Source organism: Gemmiger qucibialis (assembly GCF_027689445.1).
GTDB classification, from domain to species: Bacteria; Bacillota; Clostridia; order Oscillospirales; family Ruminococcaceae; genus Gemmiger; species Gemmiger qucibialis.
In genome coordinates this window covers 1-20,483 of sequence record NZ_JAQFEN010000022.1, presented here as the reverse complement: position 1 = coordinate 20,483, position 20,483 = coordinate 1, and the positions used below count along the sequence as shown (strand labels likewise).

The 20,483-nt window shown below is 57.0% G+C and carries 21 protein-coding genes, 1 tRNA gene and 1 pseudogene; 18 read left to right on the top strand and 5 right to left on the bottom strand.

Annotated elements, in window-relative coordinates; all coding sequences use genetic code 11:
* Positions 1-179 precede the first annotated feature (179 nt).
* From PG062_RS15620 to PG062_RS15605, 4 genes are read right to left on the bottom strand one after another with little or no spacing between them, the layout of a single operon-like run.
* Positions 180-809 (bottom strand): response regulator transcription factor, encoded by a 630-nt coding sequence (locus tag PG062_RS15620; protein WP_270752985.1) that lies wholly within the window; start codon positions 807-809, stop codon positions 180-182.
* On the bottom strand, positions 787-1,773 hold the full coding sequence (locus PG062_RS15615) for a sensor histidine kinase (RefSeq protein WP_270752983.1): 987 nt from the start codon (positions 1,771-1,773) through the stop codon (positions 787-789). Before PG062_RS15615 ends, PG062_RS15620 begins: the two co-directional genes overlap by 23 nt.
* The gene (locus tag PG062_RS15610; RefSeq protein WP_270752981.1) at positions 1,770-3,026 is read right to left on the bottom strand and encodes a hypothetical protein; all 1,257 of its coding nucleotides are present in this window, start codon (positions 3,024-3,026) and stop codon (positions 1,770-1,772) included. Before PG062_RS15610 ends, PG062_RS15615 begins: the two co-directional genes overlap by 4 nt.
* Positions 3,023-3,415 (bottom strand): hypothetical protein, encoded by a 393-nt coding sequence (locus tag PG062_RS15605; RefSeq protein WP_270752979.1) that lies wholly within the window; start codon positions 3,413-3,415, stop codon positions 3,023-3,025. The genes PG062_RS15610 and PG062_RS15605 overlap by 4 nt, the downstream gene beginning before the upstream one ends.
* 203 nt (positions 3,416-3,618) lie before the next feature.
* On the opposite strand from PG062_RS15605, the gene PG062_RS15600 reads away from it, so the two are divergent.
* The 15 genes and pseudogenes from PG062_RS15600 (at position 3,619) to PG062_RS15530 (ending at position 17,404) form a co-directional block, all read left to right on the top strand.
* Positions 3,619-4,005 carry a hypothetical protein gene (locus tag PG062_RS15600; protein ID WP_270752978.1) on the top strand — a complete coding sequence of 129 codons (387 nt, stop codon included), beginning with the start codon at positions 3,619-3,621 and terminating at the stop codon, positions 4,003-4,005.
* 17 nt (positions 4,006-4,022) lie between these two features.
* The gene (locus PG062_RS15595) at positions 4,023-4,751 is read left to right on the top strand and encodes a hypothetical protein (protein ID WP_270752977.1); all 729 of its coding nucleotides are present in this window, start codon (positions 4,023-4,025) and stop codon (positions 4,749-4,751) included.
* A 50-nt stretch (positions 4,752-4,801) separates the two neighbouring features.
* Positions 4,802-6,448, top strand: a complete 1,647-nt coding sequence (locus tag PG062_RS15590) for a hypothetical protein (RefSeq protein ID WP_270752975.1) — start codon at positions 4,802-4,804, stop codon at positions 6,446-6,448.
* Between the two features lie 40 nt (positions 6,449-6,488).
* The gene (locus PG062_RS15585; RefSeq protein ID WP_270752973.1) at positions 6,489-8,243 is read left to right on the top strand and encodes a zinc ribbon domain-containing protein; all 1,755 of its coding nucleotides are present in this window, start codon (positions 6,489-6,491) and stop codon (positions 8,241-8,243) included.
* Between the two features lie 63 nt (positions 8,244-8,306).
* On the top strand, positions 8,307-9,533 hold the full coding sequence (locus PG062_RS15580) for an SPFH domain-containing protein (RefSeq protein WP_270752971.1): 1,227 nt from the start codon (positions 8,307-8,309) through the stop codon (positions 9,531-9,533).
* 50 nt (positions 9,534-9,583) lie between these two features.
* Positions 9,584-10,021 (top strand): hypothetical protein, encoded by a 438-nt coding sequence (locus PG062_RS15575; protein WP_270752969.1) that lies wholly within the window; start codon positions 9,584-9,586, stop codon positions 10,019-10,021.
* Entirely contained in the window at positions 10,021-11,097 is a 1,077-nt protein-coding gene (locus PG062_RS15570) for a Trm112 family protein (protein ID WP_270752968.1), read from the top strand. Before PG062_RS15575 ends, PG062_RS15570 begins: the two co-directional genes overlap by 1 nt.
* 16 nt (positions 11,098-11,113) lie before the next feature.
* Positions 11,114-11,905, top strand: a complete 792-nt coding sequence (locus PG062_RS15565; RefSeq protein WP_270752966.1) for a TPM domain-containing protein — start codon at positions 11,114-11,116, stop codon at positions 11,903-11,905.
* 359 nt (positions 11,906-12,264) lie between these two features.
* Positions 12,265-13,047 carry a ZIP family metal transporter gene (locus PG062_RS15560; protein ID WP_113999183.1) on the top strand — a complete coding sequence of 261 codons (783 nt, stop codon included), beginning with the start codon at positions 12,265-12,267 and terminating at the stop codon, positions 13,045-13,047.
* Positions 13,048-13,269: 222 nt separating this feature from the next.
* The gene (locus PG062_RS15555) at positions 13,270-14,037 is read left to right on the top strand and encodes an alpha/beta fold hydrolase (protein WP_270752964.1); all 768 of its coding nucleotides are present in this window, start codon (positions 13,270-13,272) and stop codon (positions 14,035-14,037) included.
* A 26-nt stretch (positions 14,038-14,063) separates the two neighbouring features.
* The gene (locus tag PG062_RS15550) at positions 14,064-14,672 is read left to right on the top strand and encodes a class I SAM-dependent methyltransferase (protein ID WP_270752963.1); all 609 of its coding nucleotides are present in this window, start codon (positions 14,064-14,066) and stop codon (positions 14,670-14,672) included.
* A 9-nt stretch (positions 14,673-14,681) separates the two neighbouring features.
* A pseudogene (locus PG062_RS15545) lies at positions 14,682-14,969 on the top strand (MBL fold metallo-hydrolase); the annotation flags it as partial.
* Between the two features lie 40 nt (positions 14,970-15,009).
* On the top strand, positions 15,010-15,852 hold the full coding sequence (locus tag PG062_RS15540) for a class I SAM-dependent methyltransferase (RefSeq protein ID WP_270752962.1): 843 nt from the start codon (positions 15,010-15,012) through the stop codon (positions 15,850-15,852).
* On the top strand, positions 15,849-16,775 hold the full coding sequence (locus tag PG062_RS15535) for a ketopantoate reductase family protein (protein ID WP_270752961.1): 927 nt from the start codon (positions 15,849-15,851) through the stop codon (positions 16,773-16,775). Before PG062_RS15540 ends, PG062_RS15535 begins: the two co-directional genes overlap by 4 nt.
* Positions 16,772-17,404 carry an L-2-amino-thiazoline-4-carboxylic acid hydrolase gene (locus tag PG062_RS15530; RefSeq protein ID WP_270752960.1) on the top strand — a complete coding sequence of 211 codons (633 nt, stop codon included), beginning with the start codon at positions 16,772-16,774 and terminating at the stop codon, positions 17,402-17,404. Before PG062_RS15535 ends, PG062_RS15530 begins: the two co-directional genes overlap by 4 nt.
* Before the next feature lie 685 nt (positions 17,405-18,089).
* On the opposite strand, the gene PG062_RS15525 is transcribed toward PG062_RS15530, so the two are convergent.
* Positions 18,090-18,166: transfer RNA gene (locus PG062_RS15525), tRNA-Asn, on the bottom strand.
* Positions 18,167-18,682: 516 nt separating this feature from the next.
* Here PG062_RS15525 and PG062_RS15520 point away from each other — a divergent pair.
* The 3 genes from PG062_RS15520 to PG062_RS15510 form a co-directional block, all read left to right on the top strand.
* Positions 18,683-19,009, top strand: coding sequence for a hypothetical protein (locus tag PG062_RS15520; RefSeq protein ID WP_114000337.1), 327 nt, complete (start codon positions 18,683-18,685; stop codon positions 19,007-19,009).
* Positions 19,006-20,106, top strand: coding sequence for a hypothetical protein (locus PG062_RS15515; protein WP_270752959.1), 1,101 nt, complete (start codon positions 19,006-19,008; stop codon positions 20,104-20,106). Before PG062_RS15520 ends, PG062_RS15515 begins: the two co-directional genes overlap by 4 nt.
* Positions 20,107-20,281: 175 nt before the next feature.
* Positions 20,282-20,483 (top strand): hypothetical protein (locus tag PG062_RS15510; RefSeq protein ID WP_270752958.1); only part of this gene is annotated, 202 nt, incomplete at its 3' end.

Below are 20,483 nucleotides of genomic sequence, written 5' to 3'. Positions count from 1 at the left end.
TATATATATAGCAAGAGCTGGAAGCTCCAATTTAGCGCTTCCAGCTCAATCATTATCATAGAAGATTACTATTTACAGACTTTTCTTCATAGTCTCGCCCGCGGGCACTTTACTTTTTACGCACCGTTTGCTATGGAATAACGGTTCATGGTCTGCCAACTATTTTTATATACTACAAATTACTCCTCTGCCAACTCCACCACCAATTTGGCTTCGGTGGCGGCGATGGCAAGCTGGAGTTTATTCTCCAGGTTCGTCTTTTGCAGCATATTGATGACGTGGTACTTCACGGTGGATGGCTCGATGCCGAGTTCTTTTGCAATCTCGTTATAGGACAGCCCGCGCACAAGACAGCGCAGGACCTTCATCTCTCCTTTGGTGAACTCGGCGCTCATGGCAGTGCCGATCTCCACGCTGGGCGGTGCATCGGGGAAGATATGCTCCCCCGCCATCGTGCGGCGCACGACCTGCATCAGGGTCCCTTCATCGCCGTCCTTATACCACAGGCTGTCCGCGCCCACGGCTTTTGCGCGTGCCAAGACCTGTGTGTCAATAAGCGAGGTCGCCACCACGATCTTGATTTCCGGGTGCGCTTCTCGCATCTTTTTGGCGGCGGCCAGGCCGTTTTCGCGGTGTTCTGTCTGCACATCCATCAGCACAAGGTCGATGTCCTCGGTATCGCACAGGATTGGAGCCTCTGCAGCGCCGGGGATAGACACAGCAAGCTGATACCCGTCCTCGTTCTGAATATAGCTTTCAAGCAGGCTCCGTACCAGTTTTTGGTCCTCAATGACCATAACGCGTATCATTAGTGCTCTCCTTATCGGGCAGGGTGACTTCCAGAACAAATACAGGCAGGGAATGTACGGTTACTGTACCCCCTGCTTTTTCAATACGGCGGCGGAGCGAGGAAAGCCCGCCGCCTTCCTTTATCTCCGCTTTGGGTGGTGCGCCGTTGTTCGTGATGCAAAGGTGCCATGCCTGTGGCCGATGCTCGGAATCGGCGTACAATTCCGTGGCGCCCGCATGCCGCACACCGTTGGAGGTACACTCCCGCAGGATCAGTGCGTAGAGCTCGCGGGTGGCGCGTGCCGCAGGGTACGCACCGCGCAGCTGTACGGCTGCACCCAGAACAGCCGCCCGCCTTTGCATATAGCTCAGCGGGTCCTCTGCAGCATTCTCCTGCCGGGCGCGGCATAGCAGGGAGATGGAGCTTTCCCACTTCGCAGCTTCGCTCCTGAGCCGGGCGAGGTCATGCTCATGCCGCAGTGCGCGCCGTGCGGCAAGCAGGGTATGGCCGATGTCGTCATGCACCCGCATCTTCATTTTCAGGATTTCTTCCTCCCGCACAATGTCGGGCATATTGTCATATAAGCGCTTTGCGCGGCGGTTCGCATCGGCAAGGCGCTCGTTTTCCTGCTGCAGTGCAGCATGCAATGTAGCCAGCTGGGTGACATCGGTGGCCATCACCTCGGTGTACGGTATACCGTATTTGTCCTGAACAGGGCGCACCGTGAAATGATATACCGTTCCGTCCGGGAATTCGTAGATGCGGGCGGCCTCATCGCGTAGCCGCACACCGCCGCCGGGACTGCGCAGCGCCTGCTCCAGATCCGTAAGGGTCTGCAGATCCCGGCCACAGAGGACTGCGGCGATTTCCTGCATCCTGTGATTGATCAGACGCAGCAGACCATTGCGGTCAAAGTAGCAGATGGCCGCCGGCAGCGTGTCAAAGCCTTCCTTGACGGCGTTGCGGGAGATTCGGGGAATCATAGGCCGCCTCCTTTTGCCGGAAACATCGTGAAATACAAAAGCCCGTCATCATCCCGTTCAAGCTGCATCTGCGGCAGGCCGGGCAGCGTAGCGGGCGCGTCGGTGCATTGAACGCTGCAGCGCAGCCCCCAGCCCTGCGCCGTATGCTCGGCGCAGAAAAGGATCTCCTGCAATCCCGGCAGGGTCGCTTCTATGATGGCTTCAAAGGCGTCATAGATTGCCACGGCGGATGCAGGGGAAATCTTTGCTGTGTCGGCAATCTGTACGGCGCAGCGTATATCACTCAGGCGCAGGCTCTCGGCCGATTCAAACAGGCTCAGCCGCAGCTCCGTGGTGTCGATGTCCTCCGCCTTGTCGCAGACAAAAACAAGGTTGCTGCGCCGCTTGATATAGGTTCCCAAAATGACAATGTGCTTCAGCAGCCGCCGGGCGGTATCGACATCGTCCGTGGCCTTGAGCGCGATCAGATATTCCTGTATCCGTGCCAGCTGGCGGGCTGTGACGGTCTCGATCTTGTCATACAGCCGGTTCTGCTCGCTCAGCTTCAGCCATTGTGCCTTCTGGGCTGTTTCCGCCTGTATGACGTCCCCGATGTCATGCAATTCCTCCTGCGTGAGACGTAACTCCTCAAGCAGAGCCACCAGTTCGGTGATGTCCTCCTGCCAGAAAATATACCCTTTCCGGATCGGGTGGCCGTGAAGCTGGGTCGTTGCATCCAACTGGACACTGCCGGTGAGCGCCTGACGCATCTGCTCCTCATGGAGCGGCGCTGCCTGCATGGAGCATTGCACAGGCACAAACGCCCGGTCCGTGATCAGACCCTTGGCCATAGATACCTCAAACAGCGTGGCATACCCCATATTGGATTGGATAAGCCCGCACCGGATGCACGCCTCAAAGGACGCTGTAAAGGTCAGACATTGCACCACGGTCATATCACCGGCGATCGCATGCATCCACGGCACATTTAAAATATGCTTGTACAGTAAAGCATAGAGGGTGGCAAAAAAAATCGGCACAAGCGGCAGCCAGAGGATGCGCTTTGTATGCGGAATACGGCAGCGCCGTACAAGGTACACCACCGTGAACACGGCACAGGAAAATATCCACAGCAGACAGAGGTAATATACGAACCGATAGGTGTAATCGGGGCTGCCCAGTACCTCCTGCCCGGGTGGGAACGCAAACACAAGCTGATGACAGTCGTTTGTCAGCACCAGGCTGAACAGTACCACAGGGAATACAAAAATCACGTACCGGTACTTGTACAGCGGGCGGACTGCCCCTGATCCAAAAAGAAAAGCGTATAAAGTGCAAGGGTCGGGATCAGCAGCATCGGGATATAGTACGCATACCACAATCGCCGCAGCATCTCCGGCGTCTGGGCAAAGTCATAGCGGATCAGGCGGATATCCAGCCAGAACAGCATCAGGGCGGCAGCACCCAGCAGGCAGCGGCGGGTCTGTGCGTGCAGGATACGCCACCAGACCGATACCGCCCAGGAAAAGATCAGAATATTATACAGCACCGTGCGCCAAAAGCCGGAATACGGCATATAAAACGCCCGCATCAGGACAGCGCAGAGAATCACCCCTGCAACCGCAGCGGCTAAACACAGATTGCCAAGCCGTACCTTTGTCATAGTGCCTGTCCTTTCCAAAGGGTAGAGCATCCGTCTGTTTCTTTCCAGTATCATTATGACGCAATCTGCACTTTTTTGCAATAGTACTGAAAAAAGCAGAAAAAAGTACAAAAAACTATCCAAATGGTGGGGGCAGAAATCGTCCGATTCCTGTATGATGAAATTGACAAATCGTATTCTTTGCAGGAAAGGAGGGCTACGCCGTGCGGAGGATCGTTTTGGATGCGCAATACTCTGTGATGACGAGCGCATTGACAATGGCACTGAAACAGGGCGGGCCGGACTTCCAGGTGCAAAACGCTGGTCCTAAGACAAAGGATATTGTAAAGCTATGCCGTTCCTGCAGGGCGGATGTCCTGCTGCTGGAGGTCTGCCCGCATCCGCCGCGCACCCTGCAGGACAGACTGCTGCTGGCAAACGACCTGCGGGATGTCTGCCCGCACTGCAAAACGGTACTGCTTGTGGATGAGGCCGAATATCCCGAGCTGGCCACCGCCGTGTGCCTGGCAAAAAAGGACCATATTGTCGATGATTTCGTCTACGCTTCCGTCTCGCCTGCCTATCTGAGCGCTATGATGGACACTTTATGACCAAAAGGAGGACAGCTATGAAAAAAGTACAACGAACGCTCGCTGCCGTATTGGCAGCCATGATGCTTATGGCTTTGGCCGGTTGCTCCAAGGGGGATGTGACCAAAGAGGTCAATTCCGGTTTATCCGACCTGAAAGCGCAGGCCGCCGAACCCGCCGTTGAACCCCAGACGGAGACCCCGGCAGAGCCCAAGACCGACGCGACATCCGAGCCTGCATCCGAACCTGCATCGGAGCCTGCTGCAGAGCCGGAGCCGGAAGCCACCGCCGAACCAGCCCCTGCTTCCGCTCCTGCGGACAATCCCGATTATCCATCGGCCGCTGGCCTGAACACCCAGACCCTGGAGGCATTCGGTTCGGACTATACGCTGGTGCTCAACGTGACCTGCCCCGACCAGGGCTGGTACAAGTCCGTTTCGCCCCGTTTCGCGGATATCAAGCTGTTCCCGACCGATGACCCCAGCCATATCTTCTCCGGAGACCCGCGCATAACCTTTGAACTGAAAAGCGGTCTGGATAAGATCAACTATTATTACGACGACTTTGAAAACGTGGAGGAGCTTGCCCCGCGCACCATCGGCGGCGTGGAGATGGCCGGACGCACCTACAAAAACGTAGGTATGTTGTGGACGGAATACTACGGCGAGATGCCCACCGGTGGTTGGCTGGCCATCAAGATCTCCGGCGTAGACATTGACCCCGGCACCGAGGGCGACACCATTCTGAACAGCGTTACCTTTGGCTAAGGCAATCGCTGACACACACTACCCGCAACGAAAAGGCAGGTGAACCGACCATGAAAAAACTGCTATCCCTGACGGCGGCGGCCCTGCTGCTGATCACAACGGGCTGCGGGCGCAGCAATGCCCCGCCTGCCTCGGCATCTTCCGGCACCCCGTCGGTTTCCGCCCCGATAACGGAACCGACAGTCGAGTCGTCCGACGATACGACCCCGACCGTTCAAAAGGACGAAGCCGCTGTCAAGCCGCAAAGCAGCCGGAGGCTGGATGATTCCCGCATTATCCCGCTGTACAGCGAGCGCTTTACCTACACCGACCCCAACGGCATCGAGGACACCTATTTTTATGAAGTACCGCAGATCGATGATGACACCGAGGACGCCAAGCACATCAACGAGATGATCAACTACCGATACGGCTATCTGGTAGAGCGTGCCCAGGATGCCCGTTCCCGCAATGATTTCATCGACACCGGCTTCATCATCTGGGTCAGCAACTGGAACGGCCCCGTGCTGAGCCTGCAGGTGACCAGTTCCGACACGTTGTTCAACCACGATGTGGGCAGCTACCATTACAACTTTGCCACAGGGCAGGAGCTTACCAATCTGGATTTGCTCGAATACATGGGCTACACCGACAGCGCAAAGACCCTGAACGCGCTGCAGCGCGCCACAGCACAGCATTTCGATGTCCATTTCGGCGGCTATGACCCCGAATATACCGCCATGCTGTACAAGATGCGCGCGCAAAGCCTGAGCGAGCTTGACAATGTATTTACCTACTACTCCATATTTCCCCATTTTTCAAACGGTTTTGTCGTGACCGTACCGATGTACACCCCCGCCGGGTCGGGAATGTACTGGACAGATGTTCAGGTTGACCCCAACAAGCGGCAGGCCAGCGGCCAGGTGCTGCACGGCCAGGACGAATGGTTTACCTGCGATGTGACCGCCACCGGCAAGGTAACGGTGCGCGCCCTGACCGACTATGTAAGCTCCGACGGCGCAGTTACCTACCAAGACATGAAGGAATGGTACGAGCTGGGCGACCAAACCGAGTTTACGGTAAACGGCTGCTACGGCAACTATGTAAAGATGCTCATGACCAGTGTCGGCCAGGATTATGCCCCCTATGTGTTCCTGCTGACCGAGGACGGCAATGTCGAGTACATCGACGTCATCAGCGGCGCACAGTGCGGCACCATGGCCAACGGCGGCCCGCTGTACGGCGTCAACGAGATCGTCAAGTTTGAGATCGGCACCGCTTACGATGCGGATTTCGAGGCCGAGTATACAACGGTGTACGCTGTCTCCCGCAACAATGAAAAATTCAACCTGGTCGAGGCCATGCACAATGCCGACCCGATGGAACTTTCCAGCCTGATCGGCTCGTATGTAAGTGACTACACCGGTACCTGGTTTGAAATTTGCGAGGATCAGCCGAACTTCTACATCGGCGAATACCGAAACGAAAACCGAGAGCCCGCCACATGGGACAGCGGCATCACCTACCTTGGTATGGATCACCGCGGCTGGATCTGCAGCATTTCGCTGTACCGCATGGATCTAGGGCGCGCACAGCGCGAAACCGTGGCCATGATGCCCACCGATTACGGCGGCTTTTACGTAAGGCATATCGGCGGGGAATCCCTGCTGAACCTGCCAAAGGACGAATCCGTTTGGTTTGAAATGACAAACGAATAAAAAAATCTGAAACGATTATCTTGTAAAGGAGGCAGACACTATGGCAACCTGTACGCAATGTGGTGCCGAGTTAAAGCCCGGTACTAAATTCTGCGAGAATTGCGGTGCAAAAGTATCCGTACCGCAGCCTGCCGCACAGCCCGCAGCTGTGCCCCCGCCCCCGGTTCAGCCGACCCAGGCTGCACCGCCGCCCCCACAGCCTGTACAGACGCCCCCGCAGCCGCAGGCAAGCGGCGGCAATCCCTATGCAGGCAGCGCACCTGCCGCCCCGCAGCCCCGGACGAACGCAGCGAATCCTTACGCAGGCAATGCGCCCGGCACACCGCCGCAGACCGGCGCAGGCGCACCGCTTTACGCCGGGAAAACGCCCCCGTCCGCGTCCGCACCGCCTGTCACGCCGCCGCCACCCGGCGGCACGGGCGGCAACCCTTACGGCAATGTGGCCCCCGGCGGCAAGCCCAAGCGCCCCCGCGCACCAATGTCCCCCAAGCGGATGATCCTGATCGCCATCCCGGTGATATTCCTGCTTATGATCATCGTAACAATGATTAGCGGCTCTATCCGCACCGGCAAGCCGAACGCCGGTGACCCGAATCAGGGCACCTGGGAAGCAGCCTACGCCGAGATCGGCGGCTCCGTGACGCAGGTCGAGGATGCCTTCGGCAGCGGGTTCCTGATGAACCTGAATGATAAGGGCAAGTGCGTTGTAACGGTGGACGGCACCAAGTCCTATGGCAAGTGGACGCTGAACGGCGGGGTCTTCCAGCTGGATTGCGGCGGCCTGAGCTGCACCGGCACCCTGCAAGACGAAATCCTGACCCTGAACGATGTGCAGGGACAGGGCGTGACGATCTACTTCGTCAAGTCCGGCAGCACCATGCAGCAGCCTCTGGATGGTGACAGCATGACCCAGGGCACCACCGCAGGCAGCGATACCGATGTGGGCATCTATGTGCTGGAATCCGCCTCCGACAGCGAGTACACCCTCTCCAAGGAGGAGCTTGCCCTCGTCGATATGGAGGACTTCTACATTGAGCTGCGCGCGGACGGCACCGGCGAAACCTACATGGAGGATTTTGTCACCTTCCAATGGAAGGACGGCAGCTTCTACGCGCTGACCGACCCCGATACCCCGGCCATGACCTACACCCGCGAGGGTGACCTGCTGACCATTGAGTTTGACGGTATGACCATGGTCTTTAAGCGCAGCGACACCAAGCCTGAAATCGACCCCGCTTTGCTGGAAGGCGGCGAGGACGAATATGACGGCGACGGCTGGATCGACGGCCCGGATGAGCCTGACCCGCCCTACACCTACGACGACGGCAACACCTACGATGATTTGGGCAACACCAACTGGTACGGCTGGTTCCGGATGGAAAACTACAAGAATGTACCGAACCGTGATTACTTTGACACCGACACCTACGATTGCTGGGGCTACATCGGTGAGAGCGATGACGGCAGCCACTACTTTGAGGTTTACCGTGACGGTATGCCCGATGACCCGGTCATCACGATGTGGGTCAATGTCTATGATGACCATATCGAGCCTATCCTGGACGGCTACGACTGGGTGCTTGACCAGAACATAACCGAGAGCGATGCGTATAAGTTCAACCTGTACCCGTATAACGACAGCATCTCGCTGTTCATGTATGACTACGAGGGCGACGACGGTACGGCCTGTGCGGTCAGCTTCTACATGAGGCTGGACGGCACCGAGTGGAACGAGGAGCTCGAAGAGCTGCCGCCCCGCTATGAGGAGTACAAGGCCGCCTTGGCCAACAAATAACGAACTGATTTATCTGTACAAAATGGGGCGGGCCCTGCCCGCCCCTGATATAGGAGGATCATTATGGGACTTATCAGAGCTGCAATGGGCGCTGCTGGCGGCGTTATGGCCGACCAGTGGAAGGAATACTTTTATTGTGAAGCCATGCCAGCTGACCTGTTGGCTACCCGCGGCTGGAAACGCCAGAGCGGACGCAGCGCCAACACCAAAGGCAATGATAACATTATCTCCAACGGCTCCATCGTGGCCGTTGCCGACGGCCAGTGTGCCATGATCGTGGAGCAGGGCAAGGTCGTGGATATGTGCGCCGAGCCGGGTGAGTACACCTACGATACCGGCAGCGCGCCGACGCTGTTCAGCGGCGATTTGTCCGAGTCCATCGGCGCAGTGTTCCAGAACATCGGCAAGCGCTTTACCTTCGGCGGCGAGGCCCCGATGGATCAGCGCATCTATTACTTCAACACCAAGGAGCTGGTGGGCAACAAATACGGCACGCCCAGCCCGGTGCCCTTCCGCGTGGTGGATCAGCGCGCCGGCATCGACATCGACATTGCCATCCGCTGCTTCGGCGAGTACAGCTACCGCATCACCAACCCCATTTTGTTCTACACCAATGTCTGCGGCAATGCGGAGGAAGGCTACACCCGCGATGAGATCGACGGGCAGCTGAAATCCGAGCTGATGACCGCCCTGCAGCCCGCCTTTGCCAAGATCAGCGATATGGGCATCCGCTATTCCGCACTGCCTGGCCACACGATGGAGCTTGCCGAGGCCCTCAACGATGTGCTGAGCGCCAAGTGGGGCAAGCTGCGCGGCATCGAGATCGTATCCTTCGGCGTTTCCAGCGTGAAGGCCAGCGAGGAAGACGAGCAGATGCTCAAGGAAATGCAGCGCAACGCAGCCTTTATGGACCCGACCCGCGCCGCTGCGCATCTTGTCGGCGCACAGGCCAGTGCCATGCAGACCGCGGCCGGTAATCAGGGCGCAGGCCCCGCCATGGCCTTTATGGGCATGAATATGGCCGGTGCGGCGGGCGGTATGAACGCCCAGAACCTGTACCAGATGGGTGCCCAGCAGCAGGCCGCCGCACAGCCCGCCCCGGCCTCTGCCCCCGCAGGCTGGACCTGCAGCTGCGGCCAGACCGGCAACACCGGCAAATTCTGCGCAAACTGCGGCAGCCCCAAGCCGGCCCCGGCACCCGCCAAGTGCAGCCAGTGCGGCTGGACCCCGGATGACCCGGCCCATCCACCCAAGTTCTGCCCGGAGTGTGGTAAGCCGTTTGGCCAGTGATGCACAAAAAAATCGCTGCGGTGCTTTGCGCCGCAGCCGCTTTTCTGACAATGTCCGGCTGTAAAAAAGCGCCGCCCGGCACACTGACCGGTATCAGCATCAGTTATTCCGGTATGTGCTATGACGACACCTATGGGTTCAGCATAAGAAATGACCCGGCTGACGGCTGTCTTTTCAGCTGCAATTACAAGGATGATGAATGGGTGGAGCTGGAAAACATCCCTGTTGAGGACACCCATTGGCAAGAAGCCCTGGCTCTGGCAGAAAAGCTGGGGCTGGAAAGCCTGCCAGACGAAAAGAAAAATTCTCCCGGCTTATTCATCACCGATGAAACGTTAGATAGCGTTTGCCTGATTTACAAGGCCCCGGATGACGAGATCATCTACCGTTATCTGGATGCCGATGGCAATACGCGCAGCACCCTGCGTGATTTTTTTGAAGATCTGGCAGGGCAGCTGCAAACCGAAGGAAAGAGAGGTGACGCATAATGGCAACGCAGCTTACCAACTACCAATGCCCTGCCTGTACCGGTCCGCTTCACTTTGATGGTGCCAGCGGAAAGCTGGTGTGTGACTTCTGCGGCAGCAGCTACGATACTGCTGAGATCGAAGCGCTCTATGCTGAAAAAGAAGCCGCTGCCGAAACCGCGGCACAGAATAAACAAGCACCGCCGCCAGACTCCGTCTGGAGCGAAAACGAGGCCGCCGGACTGCGCAGCTATTCCTGCCCGTCCTGCGGCGCAGAGCTGATCTGTGACGAGACGACCGCCGCGACAAGCTGCCCGTACTGCGGCAATCCAACGGTCATCGCGGGGCAGTTCAGCGGCATGCAGCGGCCTGAGCTTGTCCTGCCGTTTGTGCTGGATAAGAACGCCGCCAAGGCCGCACTGAAAAAATACTATCGCGGGAAGAGATTCCTGCCCAATGCCTTCTCTTCGCAGAATCATATCGAGGAGATCAAGGGCGTGTATGTCCCGTTCTGGCTGTTCGATGCCAACGCCTCCGGTTCGGGCCAATATGAAGCCACGACCAGCTCCAGCCACCGCAACGGCGATTATGTCATCACCACGACCAGGCACTATGATGTCCGCCGCGCCGGTACCACGCAGTTTATGGGCGTGCCGGTGGACGGCTCGACCAAGATGCCCAACGGCCACATTGACGCCATTGAGCCTTATGACTACCGCGCGTTTCAGCCCTTCTCGACCGCGTACCTGCCGGGCTATATGGCAGACAAATACGACGAGGACGCCGACACCTGCCAGGCCCGCGCCCACAGCCGGATGCGGAATTCGGTCAGCAGCGAGCTTTCGGCCAGCATTACCGGCTACAACAGCGTAAGCACCCTGAGCGAGAACATCCATATTGATTACACCGCCAAGCACTATGCGCTGCTGCCGGTCTGGATGCTGCACACCAAATGGCAGGGCAAGGATTATCTGTTCGCTATGAATGGGCAGACCGGCAAGCTGGTCGGCGATCTGCCGGTTGATAAGCGAAAGGTGGCTGCCTGGTTTGCAGGCATCAGTGTTCCGCTGATGATCCTGCTTGCCATCCTGCTTTGAAAGGGGGAAACAGAGTATGAAAAAGAAACTGTTTTCTCTGCTTACGGCACTGGTGCTGTGCTTGCTCTGCGCCGTACCGGCGTTTGCCGAAATGCCGCTGGTGATGGACACCTACGAGCTGTTCAAACCCGAAGCGACCGCTGAATTGGAACAAAAGGCGCAGGACGCCAGTGCCGGACACGGTGTCAACGTCTACCTGCTGACGGTGTCTGACATCGGCGGGCAGAACGTGCGCGAGTTTGCCAAGGATTGGTACCGCGACTATGACCTTGGCTACGGCGAGGGCAAAAGCGGTATCCTGTTCCTGATTGCGCTGGATTCCCGCGATTATGTCACGATCACCTACGGCGGCGGTGTCACGGCCTTTACCGATTACCGCATTGCACAGATCGAGGATAAGATCGTGCCGATGCTCTCGGACGGAACGTATTACAAGGCCTCCGAAACCTACATAGAAATGTGCGCGGACACGCTTGATTTCTATGCCGAAAAGGGTGCGCCGCTGGACAGCGGCAACGACCCCGCCAAGGGTTGGATCAAGTGGGTGTTTGTGTTTGTCATTCCGCTGGCTGTAGCGTGTATTGTCTGCGGCATCTTCTATGCGCAGATGAAAACTGCCAACGAGCAGACCCATGCCAACGCCTACATGCCCGCCGAAGGCTTGGCTCTGTCCGTGGTGGAGGACACCTACACCCACACCACCGAGACCGAAAAATACGACCCCGTCAAGAACGACAGCTCGAGCAGCTCGAGCGGCTCGAGTACCGACAGCGACGGCTTCGGCGGCAGTTCCGGCGGAAAATTCTAAGAGTATTCATTTTGACAACAGCGGCGGCTTTCTTTGCGAAAGCCGCCGCTGGCCTTTTATCGGAATTTTCCGTTATGGCTTTGGGAAATGTTCTGCTGTTTAGGGGTGCTGTAAACATTCTCGATTTCTGTATCTACGATTTTTTCCGCAAGCGAGATTGCCGTATCATCAACACGGCTTTCGCGGTATAGCGTCCGTTCTCATTCGATGGCGATGATTGGCCGCAAGGCAATACGCTGTTGGTGAACAGCATCAACATCTTCCGGCTGAATCGTATGCCGCAAAGCGCTTGACCTTTTTGCCGGAGAGCAGTATACTTTTTATGCGGTTAGCCATACTTAACCGCAGGGAGGTACTATATCATGCAAGATGCGTTCTGGGGAATCTTGATTCCTTTTCTGGGCACAAGTCTTGGGGCGGGCTGTGTGTTCTTTTTGAAAAAGTCTTTGAGCGATGGCATCCAGCGTGCCCTCACCGGCTTTGCAGCCGGAGTGATGGTGGCGGCATCGGTATGGAGTCTGCTGATCCCGGCCATGGAGCAGGCTGCAGATCTGGGCAGGCTGGCGTTTTTCCCTGCAGCGGTGGGCTTCTGGCTGGGCATCCTGTTTTTGCTGCTGCTGGATCATCTTATTCCGCATCTGCACCAGAATAGTTTGCAGGCCGAAGGACCAAAAAGCCAACTCCAACGCACCACGATGATGGTTCTGGCAGTGACGCTGCACAACATCCCGGAGGGCATGGCGGTGGGGGTGGTCTATGCTGGCTATCTTGCCGGGACTGCTCAGATCACTGCAGCCGGAGCGTTGGCACTTTCCCTTGGGATCGCCATCCAGAACTTCCCAGAGGGGGCCATCATCTCCATGCCCCTGCGGGCAGAAGGAATGCCAAAACGCCGGGCGTTCTGGGACGGAGTACTATCTGGCATCGTAGAGCCCATTGGGGCAGTGCTGACGATTCTGGCAGCAGGCATCGTGGTGCCTGCTTTGCCCTATCTGCTCAGCTTTGCTGCCGGAGCCATGCTGTATGTGGTGGTGGAGGAACTGATCCCGGAAATGTCGCAGGGACAGCACTCAAACGTTGGCACGATGTTTTTTGCGGTAGGCTTCAGCGTGATGATGGTGCTGGATGTGGCGCTGGGGTGACGATTTTGGGGGCCGAAAGCGAAATCTCTTTCGGAATCTCCGAAAATGCCTAAACTTCTTGACAGAGGTAACAGCAGGGCGTATTATTTTTGCAGAAGGACCGCTGATGAGCGGTTTTTTACGAGGTTGAAAGTTAGCTTTATCTAACTTATAGCTCTGCTCTGCACGAAGAAGCACGTCTCTTCCATTTGCGGGCAGAAAAAACAGAAGGAACGTATCACGATGAAAATCTACACATTTGGCGCAGAGGATGCCCCGGTGCTGTTGCTGCTACCGGGTACCTGCTGCCATTGGAAAAGCAATTTCGGTGCAGTGATTCCGCTTCTGGCAGACAGCTTCCGGGTGCTGTGTGTCAGCTACGATGGCTTTGACGAAACCGAACAGACCGAATTTCCCACCATGCTGGAGGAAACCAAAAAGATCGAAGCCTACCTCAAGAACCACTGCGGTGGTCACATCCGGGCAGCCTACGGCTGCTCTCTAGGCGGCTCCTTCGTGGGGCTGCTGGCGGCACGGCAGAACATCCACATGGACTACGGCATTCTGGGCAGCTCCGACCTGGATCAGGCATCGCCGCTGGCGGCAAGCTTGCAGACAAATCTTCTGCTGCCGTTGATCTACCCTGTGGTTCGGGACGGAAAGTTTAAGGCAAAATTTCTCCAAAAGCAGCTGGAAAAACATGCCAAAGAGTCGGGGGATTATGTCAAGGCCTTTCTGAAAATGTTCGGCGATGCCCGCCCCTATGTGACCATGCAGAGCTGCAAAAACCAGTTCTACTCCGATCTTATCACTCCGCTGCCGGATAATATCCATGTACCCGGCACCCAGATCCATATCTTCTACGCCCTGAAAATGGGCAAAAAATACCGTGCCCGGTATCAGCAGCATTTTGTACATCCGGTTCTTCATGAGCAGAACTTGCAGCACGAGGAGCTGCTGGCCTGCCACCCGGAACAGTGGGCGCATCTGGTAAAAAGCATTGCATTATGAACGGGAAACAGAAAGAGGGTGGAGTTATGTCCTTTTTTGAAAACACCCGCAAGCCTGCAGGCCTTGGCGGGAAGATCATGGTTGCCATGATGAACTTTGGACACAGCGCAATGGCAGAATGGGGGCTGCACTTTTTGCAGCCTGCCCCGGATGCCATGGTGCTGGACTGCGGCTGCGGCGGTGGGGCGAACATCAAAAAGCTGCTGAAACTGTGTCCCAAGGGCAAGGTGCAGGGCATCGACTATTCGGCAGTCAGTGTAGAAAAAGCGCGAAAGGTCAATGCAGGTGCCATTGCGGAAGGGAGGTGCAATGTGCAGCAGGCAAGCGTGGCAGAGCTGCCGTTTGAAGCGGAGCAGTTTGATGTGGCAACCGCATTTGAAACGGTCTATTTCTGGCCGGAGCTTGCGCAGAATTTCAGAGAGGTCTATCGGGTGCTGAAGCCCGGCGGGACTTTTTTCATCTGTAACGAAGCAAACGGCGAAACAGCAAAAGACGACAAATGGACGCAAATCATTAACGGTATGACCATCTATACGGATGCTGATCTGAAAGTGTATCTGGAACAAGCGGGATTTTGTAAGATTCAGAGCCACAAAAACAAAAAGGGATGGCTGTGCGTTACAGCACAGAAATAAGGTGCGATCATGTCGAAAAAAGCAACGGAATTTCAAAGAAAAGCAATGAGCCGGATGTACCGGGGCAAGGAGATCTTTAAGCCTTTGAACACCGGCTGGATCGACAAGAATGTTGCCTGCGTGCGCGAATGGGTGGCGAACATCTTCTTCTACCGCAAAGGCGATACGACCATTATGGTCGATGCGGGATATAACTACGACCGGCTGGCAGAGAAGATGAATTGGCTGGGGATCGATCCGCATTCCATCCGGCACATCCTTATCACCCATCAGGACACCGACCATGTGGGCGCAGTATGCCGAAGCTGCCGTTTATCAGAAAGTGAGAGAACCCGATATGAAATATAAAATCGAGAGAAACACTGTGCAGGAAACGCTGATTCTCCCGTTGTATTCCCGGAAGCTGTGTTCGGAACTGTACCCAAACCTCTATCGGGACGAAACGGCGGTACGCCTGATTGATCAGATCGACTACGACTTTTCAGTGGCAGAGAAAAATTCCCGCAGCCTGATGCAGCGCTTCGGTGCGCTGGAGGTGGCCATGCGGCAGAATGACCTTGCGTGGGAGGTGCGGGATTATCTGAAAAACCACCCCTGCGCGGCGGTGGTCAATCTGGGCTGCGGGCTGGACAACACCGGCAGAGCCTGCGACAACGGCAGATGCAAAATCTACAATCTGGACTTCCCGGATGTTATTGCCTTGCGGCAGCAGCTGCTGCCCGCCGGGGAGCGGGAGCAAAACATCCCCTGCGACCTGAAAGACCCCGCATGGTTTGACAAAATCAATGCATCCGGCGGGGCGGTGTTCTTTGCCTCCGGGGTGTTCTATTACTTCCTGACCCAGCAGGTCCGGGAACTGGTGCAGGGGATGGCAGATGCTTTCCCCGGCGGGGTTCTGGTCTTTGATGCGGCCAATCGGACAGCGGTGAAGATGATCGCAAAAACATGGCTCAAGACGGCTAAGATCAAGGATGTGGGGGCGTATTTTGCCGTTTCGGATGCGAAAAGCGAGCTTTCCCCGTGGGACAGCCGTTTGCAGGTGTCCAGCCGGGGCTATATGCTGGGTTACAGCGACCTGAAAGACCCTTCCGTCAACGGCTTTTTCCGATTTCTGGCTAAGGTCGGGGACAACGGGATGAAAATGCAGATCGTGAAGATCAGATTTGGAGGCAAGCTATGAAAATTCTGGTATATGGTGCAGGCGTTCTGGGGTGCAATCTGGCAAGAAATCTGCTGCGCGCAGGAAAGGATGTCACCCTGCTTGCGCGGGGAAACTGGGCAGCGGAGATCAAGCAGAACGGCCTGCGGATCAAGGATAAATTTTCGCCCCGCACCTCGGTCAGCCGTATTCCGGTGGTGACCGAACTTGCACCGGATGCAACGTACGATGTGATCTTTGTGGTTCTGCGTTATACGCAGCTGGATTCCGTTCTGGACATGCTGCGGGCGAACCGGACGAAAAACATCGTTTTTGTGGGCAACAACGTACAGGCAAGAGCACTGGCGGCGGCACTGCCAGGGAAGAATGTCCTGTTTGCCTTTGCACTTTCTGCCGGGCATCGGGAGTCGGATCGGGTCGTTTCCATCGACCTGAAAAAGATCACCATCGGACAGCTGCCGGGTGCAATCTCCAATAAACAGCTGATCGGGCGCATCTTCCACGGCACAAAATACAAGGTTGTTTACGAGCCGAACATGGAGGATTATCTGCTCTGCCATGCCGCGTTTGTGATGCCGGCGGCTTTCGCCTGCTATAAGACGGACGGCGACCTGAAAAAGCTCAGGGGTGACACCGCCTACCTGAACCGTCTGCTGGATGCCAACATTGAGGGATACCGTGCCATCAGAAATGCCGGGCACACCATTCTGCCCAAGGAGGATGCAGACTTTGAAGGGGAAAAATACCGCAGGACCTGCCTGCGCTTTTTCAAGCTGATGTGCGCCACCTCGCTGGGCAAGCTTTGCGCCTCCGACCACGCAATGAACGCTATCGACGAAATGAGCGCACTGAACCGGGATCTCAGGAAATTTTTCGATGAGCATGGCGCAGCCTACCCGGTATGGCAGGCACTGGAAGCGGAAGCCGGGAGGTATCTGCAATGAAGTACACCGGAATGCCCTTTGGGATGTGGGCGCTGTTTGCTGGCTCCTTTCAAAAGCAGCTGACCGCTGTGCTGGGCTATGATGCAGCTACCGCAAGAGCTATCACGAAAAAGGCAAAGCCGCAATACCGGCAGATCATCCGCAGGCTGCCGGAGTTCGAAAAAGCTGACCGTTTCAAAATGAATCTGGTCAACTGCGCGATGATCGGCGCGTTCATCCTCTCCATGCCGCAGCGCCCGGAGGTGGACAGGCTGACGGATTACTACGCAAAATCCATGATGACAGCGCCCATGCAGTGGTTCTGCCGCAAGAGCGGAAAAAGCAAATTCACCGCAAAGGATATTGCCGCCATGAAAGCCACCGCCGCCCTGAAAGCCGCCGACCGCAACCCCTACTCGTGGAACATGGAGTTTTACGAGTACCCGGATGGCAGCGGCTACGAGGGACGCTTTACCAGGTGCGGTATCTGTGTGCTGATGAAGGAGCTGGGACTGTACGACCTGACCCCTGCTTTGTGCCATCTGGACTACACCATGAGCGAGGCGGGCGGCGTGACGAATTTTGTGCGGCAGTACACCCTTGCCTCCGGCGGACCCTGCTGTGACTGCGGGTACAAAAAGAAAGGGTAACGGACGATGAAGAGGAAAGAAACGTATCTTTCCCGTGATTTCCGGGAGACTGTGGCACTGCGCTTTCCCGCGCAGGCGAAGCAGCTGAACGCCGCTTTCGATATTCTACACACGCAAAATTCTGCTTGTGTTTGCGAAATATCCGTCATCTTCTTTGTTTTCAGATACACCTTAGGGCTTCCGCAAGCCCCCGGCTTAGCCGGGGGGGGGCCTGACTATTATGTATAAGCAGGCTGAAGCGGAACAAAACAATGCCAAACCCCGTGATTGCGGATAGAGAAAAAATTCAGTGCAGATTTTGGGGTAGAGGGTAAAAGCGGCAATATGGAGCAGATACTGATACCGCCCATAAAAAACATAAGGCAACACCGCACAATTCCCGCCTTGCGGCTTAATCACCGCTCCGGCAGCTGCGGCATGGCATCTGCGTTGCCAAAATGCTCGATAATGTCGGGTTGCGGTACCCGCATCGTGCTTCGGGGGCAAAAGCCCCTCGCACTCTGCGACCGCTGCCCCTGCTTCGGTTCGCTGTTTCCGTCACTGGCGGCGCTCACCTTTGCAGCATCCAGTATTATCTGCGCTTTTGGCTTAGCAGCTGCCGCACCTCGCTCGCCGTATCGGCACTTAGAATTATGCGGTATTGCCATAAAAGAAAAACCTTGAAGCAGAAGCTTCAAGGTTTATTTGGCTGCCCCAGTCCGACTTGAACGGACGACACCCTGATTAACAGTCAGGTGCTCTAACCAACTGAGCTATGGGGCAATATTTTATTTTTCGCTGTAAGCACGCTTGCTTGATTCAGCTTTTATAGTATAGCAACTGGGCAAGAGAATGTCAAGCATAAATTTCAAAAAAATCAAAATTTTTTAAAAACCTGTCGGGAAGTTTTTTCGGGGGCTGACAGGGTTTTGCATTTTATGCGCGGGTGGGGTGGTATCATCATAACACGCAAAGAGAACAGCGGCCGCTGCCTTTGGCCAGGGCGGCGGAGCTGTTCACAGCATGGTGCGGCGATACAAGCCGCCAGCCGGGCAAAGGGACAGCAGGGGCGCACTGCCGGGTACCAACGTACATATCCGCCATTGGCGGCAGGCAGGAGCAGGGGCGTCAAAGCAGGAACAGAACCCGGCGGGGCATGGTGGAGAGAATCCATAATAGCCGCCAGCCATGCAGCGCGGACAGGCATTGGGCTTGAACAGAGAGGGTGATCCCCGCAGGCGGATAAGGCGGGCTGTGCGGGGCTTCCGCTGTGGGCGGAATGGGAAGGAGGCTGACACAATGAAAGAGCGTGTACGTTTTGCTGTGGGAGCAGCTTCGATGGTATTGGCGGCGTGCTGCCTGATGGGCGCGCTGTTTACGGCGTGGCTGCGCTGCGCAGCCGGGGCGGTGACCCAGGCGGCAGGCTGGGCGGTGATGCAGCAGCTGGATTTGAAGGAACAACCGTGGGCGGCTGGTACCGGCCTGCAGGCGGGTGGTACGCCGCACCGGGTAACGCTGGCGGTGGAGCCGGGCAGCTTACGGGGCAATGAGGGACTGCTGGATCAGGCTGCCTTGGGCGCACCGCCCGGAACGGAAATAGAACAGCCCGGAGATAAGAGTCAATGAAGCGGGCGGGGATCAGTCTGGCGCTGGTGGTGATGCTTCTGCTGGGGGCAGCAGCCCCGGTTCAGGCCCAGGCAGAGGAAACCGGGCTGGCGGCGGAGGCGGAAAGCTTTTACCGGTCGGTTCTGGCAGCGAAAGACCGCGAAACACTGCAAACCTATCTGGACTGCTTTTCGGACCAGCGCCGGGTGGAACTGCGGGCAGAGCTCCCCGCAACGCTGCGGCAGGGGCTGGATACCGTTTTGCAGCAGATGAAACTGCCATCCATCACCCCGGTAGAGGAGAACACGCAGCAAAAAGAGACCGGCTGGCAGCTGGATGCCAGCACAACCTGGGACGATGCCGCGGGCAGCTACACCCTGCGCTTGGAAACCAGCAGCGAAGCGGGCGGGGCAGACGCGGTGATCCGCTATACCCTGGCATCGGAGCTGGATGCCGGCAGTGCGCGGCTGCAATACTGGGCGGTGGACAAGACCCCGCAGGGGTGGAGCCAGACGATGCAGAACTGCCCCAAAGTGGCTGCGGCGCTGGATAACGGGGTGTTGACGGCTTCCGGGTTTGATTTTACAACAGGCAAAAAGCTGGTGGTCCAGCTTGCCGGGCTGCAGCCAGCGCGCGGCAGCAGCTTTGGCGGGCAGGGCATTCCGGTGGGGGAAGGAGGGGTTCTGCAAACTGTACATGAAACCGATTATATGGTGCGATACCCGGCGGTTGGGATGGACCTGCCGCTGAATGCACCGTGCTTCCCGGTAGACCAAACGATACAGGACGGGCAGGCAGTGAACTTTGGCTACATGCTGCGCCCGCCGCACGGGGATAGCAGCGCCCTGCCGGACGGCACAAACAATGCGTGGTGCAACGCAGCCTATACGGTAACGGATGCCAATGGCCAGGTGATGGGGTGCTTCCGCGTGGGGGCCGGGCAGCCCATTGGCGCCGGGCGGTGGGATGCGCCGCTGCCGCAAATCTGCCCCCAAAGCGATACCCAATATACGGTGACACTGACCCTGACGGCGGTACAGGATGCGGCAGGTTCCGGCCCAAGCGGAACCGCGCAGGCTGCGTGCAGCAGCACAGCCCAGGTATTTGTGCAGCCGTAATCATTTGCAACAGACAAAAGCCCGCACGGCAAAGCAAGCTGCTGTGCGGGCTTTGCGCTGTATTGCACGGGAAATTATGGTCAGGGCCTGTTTTTGGCGGCAAAAATATGCTACAATAAACACCAAAGCTTTATTTTTATGGATACGGCAAAAGCCAGCAGGGAGGTGTACGGCAATGCCAAACCGAGAAGGCGGATACGGCGGCTACCAGAGCAGCCAGCCGCAGCAGAACATAATGCCCAGGAAAGTGAACGCGCCCGGCAGCGGCAAGGTACGGCGCGGGGTGGATCCGGCGGGCCTTGGGGCACAGCGCCCCCCGCAGCGGCCCACCCGCCCGGCGCAGCAGCCACCGGAGCCGCCGCGCCGCCGTACAGCGG

Bases quoted from the DNA above. Each gene is read 5' to 3' on its own strand.
- PG062_RS15535 (WP_270752961.1), top strand. From the start codon at position 15,849: ATGAAAATTCTGGTATATGGTGCAGGCGTTCTGGGGTGCAATCTGGCA.
- PG062_RS15530 (WP_270752960.1), top strand. From the start codon at position 16,772: ATGAAGTACACCGGAATGCCCTTTGGGATGTGGGCGCTGTTTGCTGGC.
- PG062_RS15585 (WP_270752973.1), top strand. From the start codon at position 6,489: ATGGCAACCTGTACGCAATGTGGTGCCGAGTTAAAGCCCGGTACTAAA.
- PG062_RS15570 (WP_270752968.1), top strand. From the start codon at position 10,021: ATGGCAACGCAGCTTACCAACTACCAATGCCCTGCCTGTACCGGTCCG.
- PG062_RS15550 (WP_270752963.1), top strand. From the start codon at position 14,064: ATGTCCTTTTTTGAAAACACCCGCAAGCCTGCAGGCCTTGGCGGGAAG.
- PG062_RS15515 (WP_270752959.1), top strand. From the start codon at position 19,006: ATGAAGCGGGCGGGGATCAGTCTGGCGCTGGTGGTGATGCTTCTGCTG.
- PG062_RS15540 (WP_270752962.1), top strand. From the start codon at position 15,010: ATGAAATATAAAATCGAGAGAAACACTGTGCAGGAAACGCTGATTCTC.
- PG062_RS15605 (WP_270752979.1), bottom strand. From the start codon at position 3,415: ATGACAAAGGTACGGCTTGGCAATCTGTGTTTAGCCGCTGCGGTTGCA.
- PG062_RS15620 (WP_270752985.1), bottom strand. From the start codon at position 809: ATGATACGCGTTATGGTCATTGAGGACCAAAAACTGGTACGGAGCCTG.
- PG062_RS15555 (WP_270752964.1), top strand. From the start codon at position 13,270: ATGAAAATCTACACATTTGGCGCAGAGGATGCCCCGGTGCTGTTGCTG.
- PG062_RS15565 (WP_270752966.1), top strand. From the start codon at position 11,114: ATGAAAAAGAAACTGTTTTCTCTGCTTACGGCACTGGTGCTGTGCTTG.
- PG062_RS15615 (WP_270752983.1), bottom strand. From the start codon at position 1,773: ATGATTCCCCGAATCTCCCGCAACGCCGTCAAGGAAGGCTTTGACACG.
- PG062_RS15595 (WP_270752977.1), top strand. From the start codon at position 4,023: ATGAAAAAAGTACAACGAACGCTCGCTGCCGTATTGGCAGCCATGATG.
- PG062_RS15580 (WP_270752971.1), top strand. From the start codon at position 8,307: ATGGGACTTATCAGAGCTGCAATGGGCGCTGCTGGCGGCGTTATGGCC.
- PG062_RS15575 (WP_270752969.1), top strand. From the start codon at position 9,584: ATGTCCGGCTGTAAAAAAGCGCCGCCCGGCACACTGACCGGTATCAGC.
- PG062_RS15590 (WP_270752975.1), top strand. From the start codon at position 4,802: ATGAAAAAACTGCTATCCCTGACGGCGGCGGCCCTGCTGCTGATCACA.
- PG062_RS15520 (WP_114000337.1), top strand. From the start codon at position 18,683: ATGAAAGAGCGTGTACGTTTTGCTGTGGGAGCAGCTTCGATGGTATTG.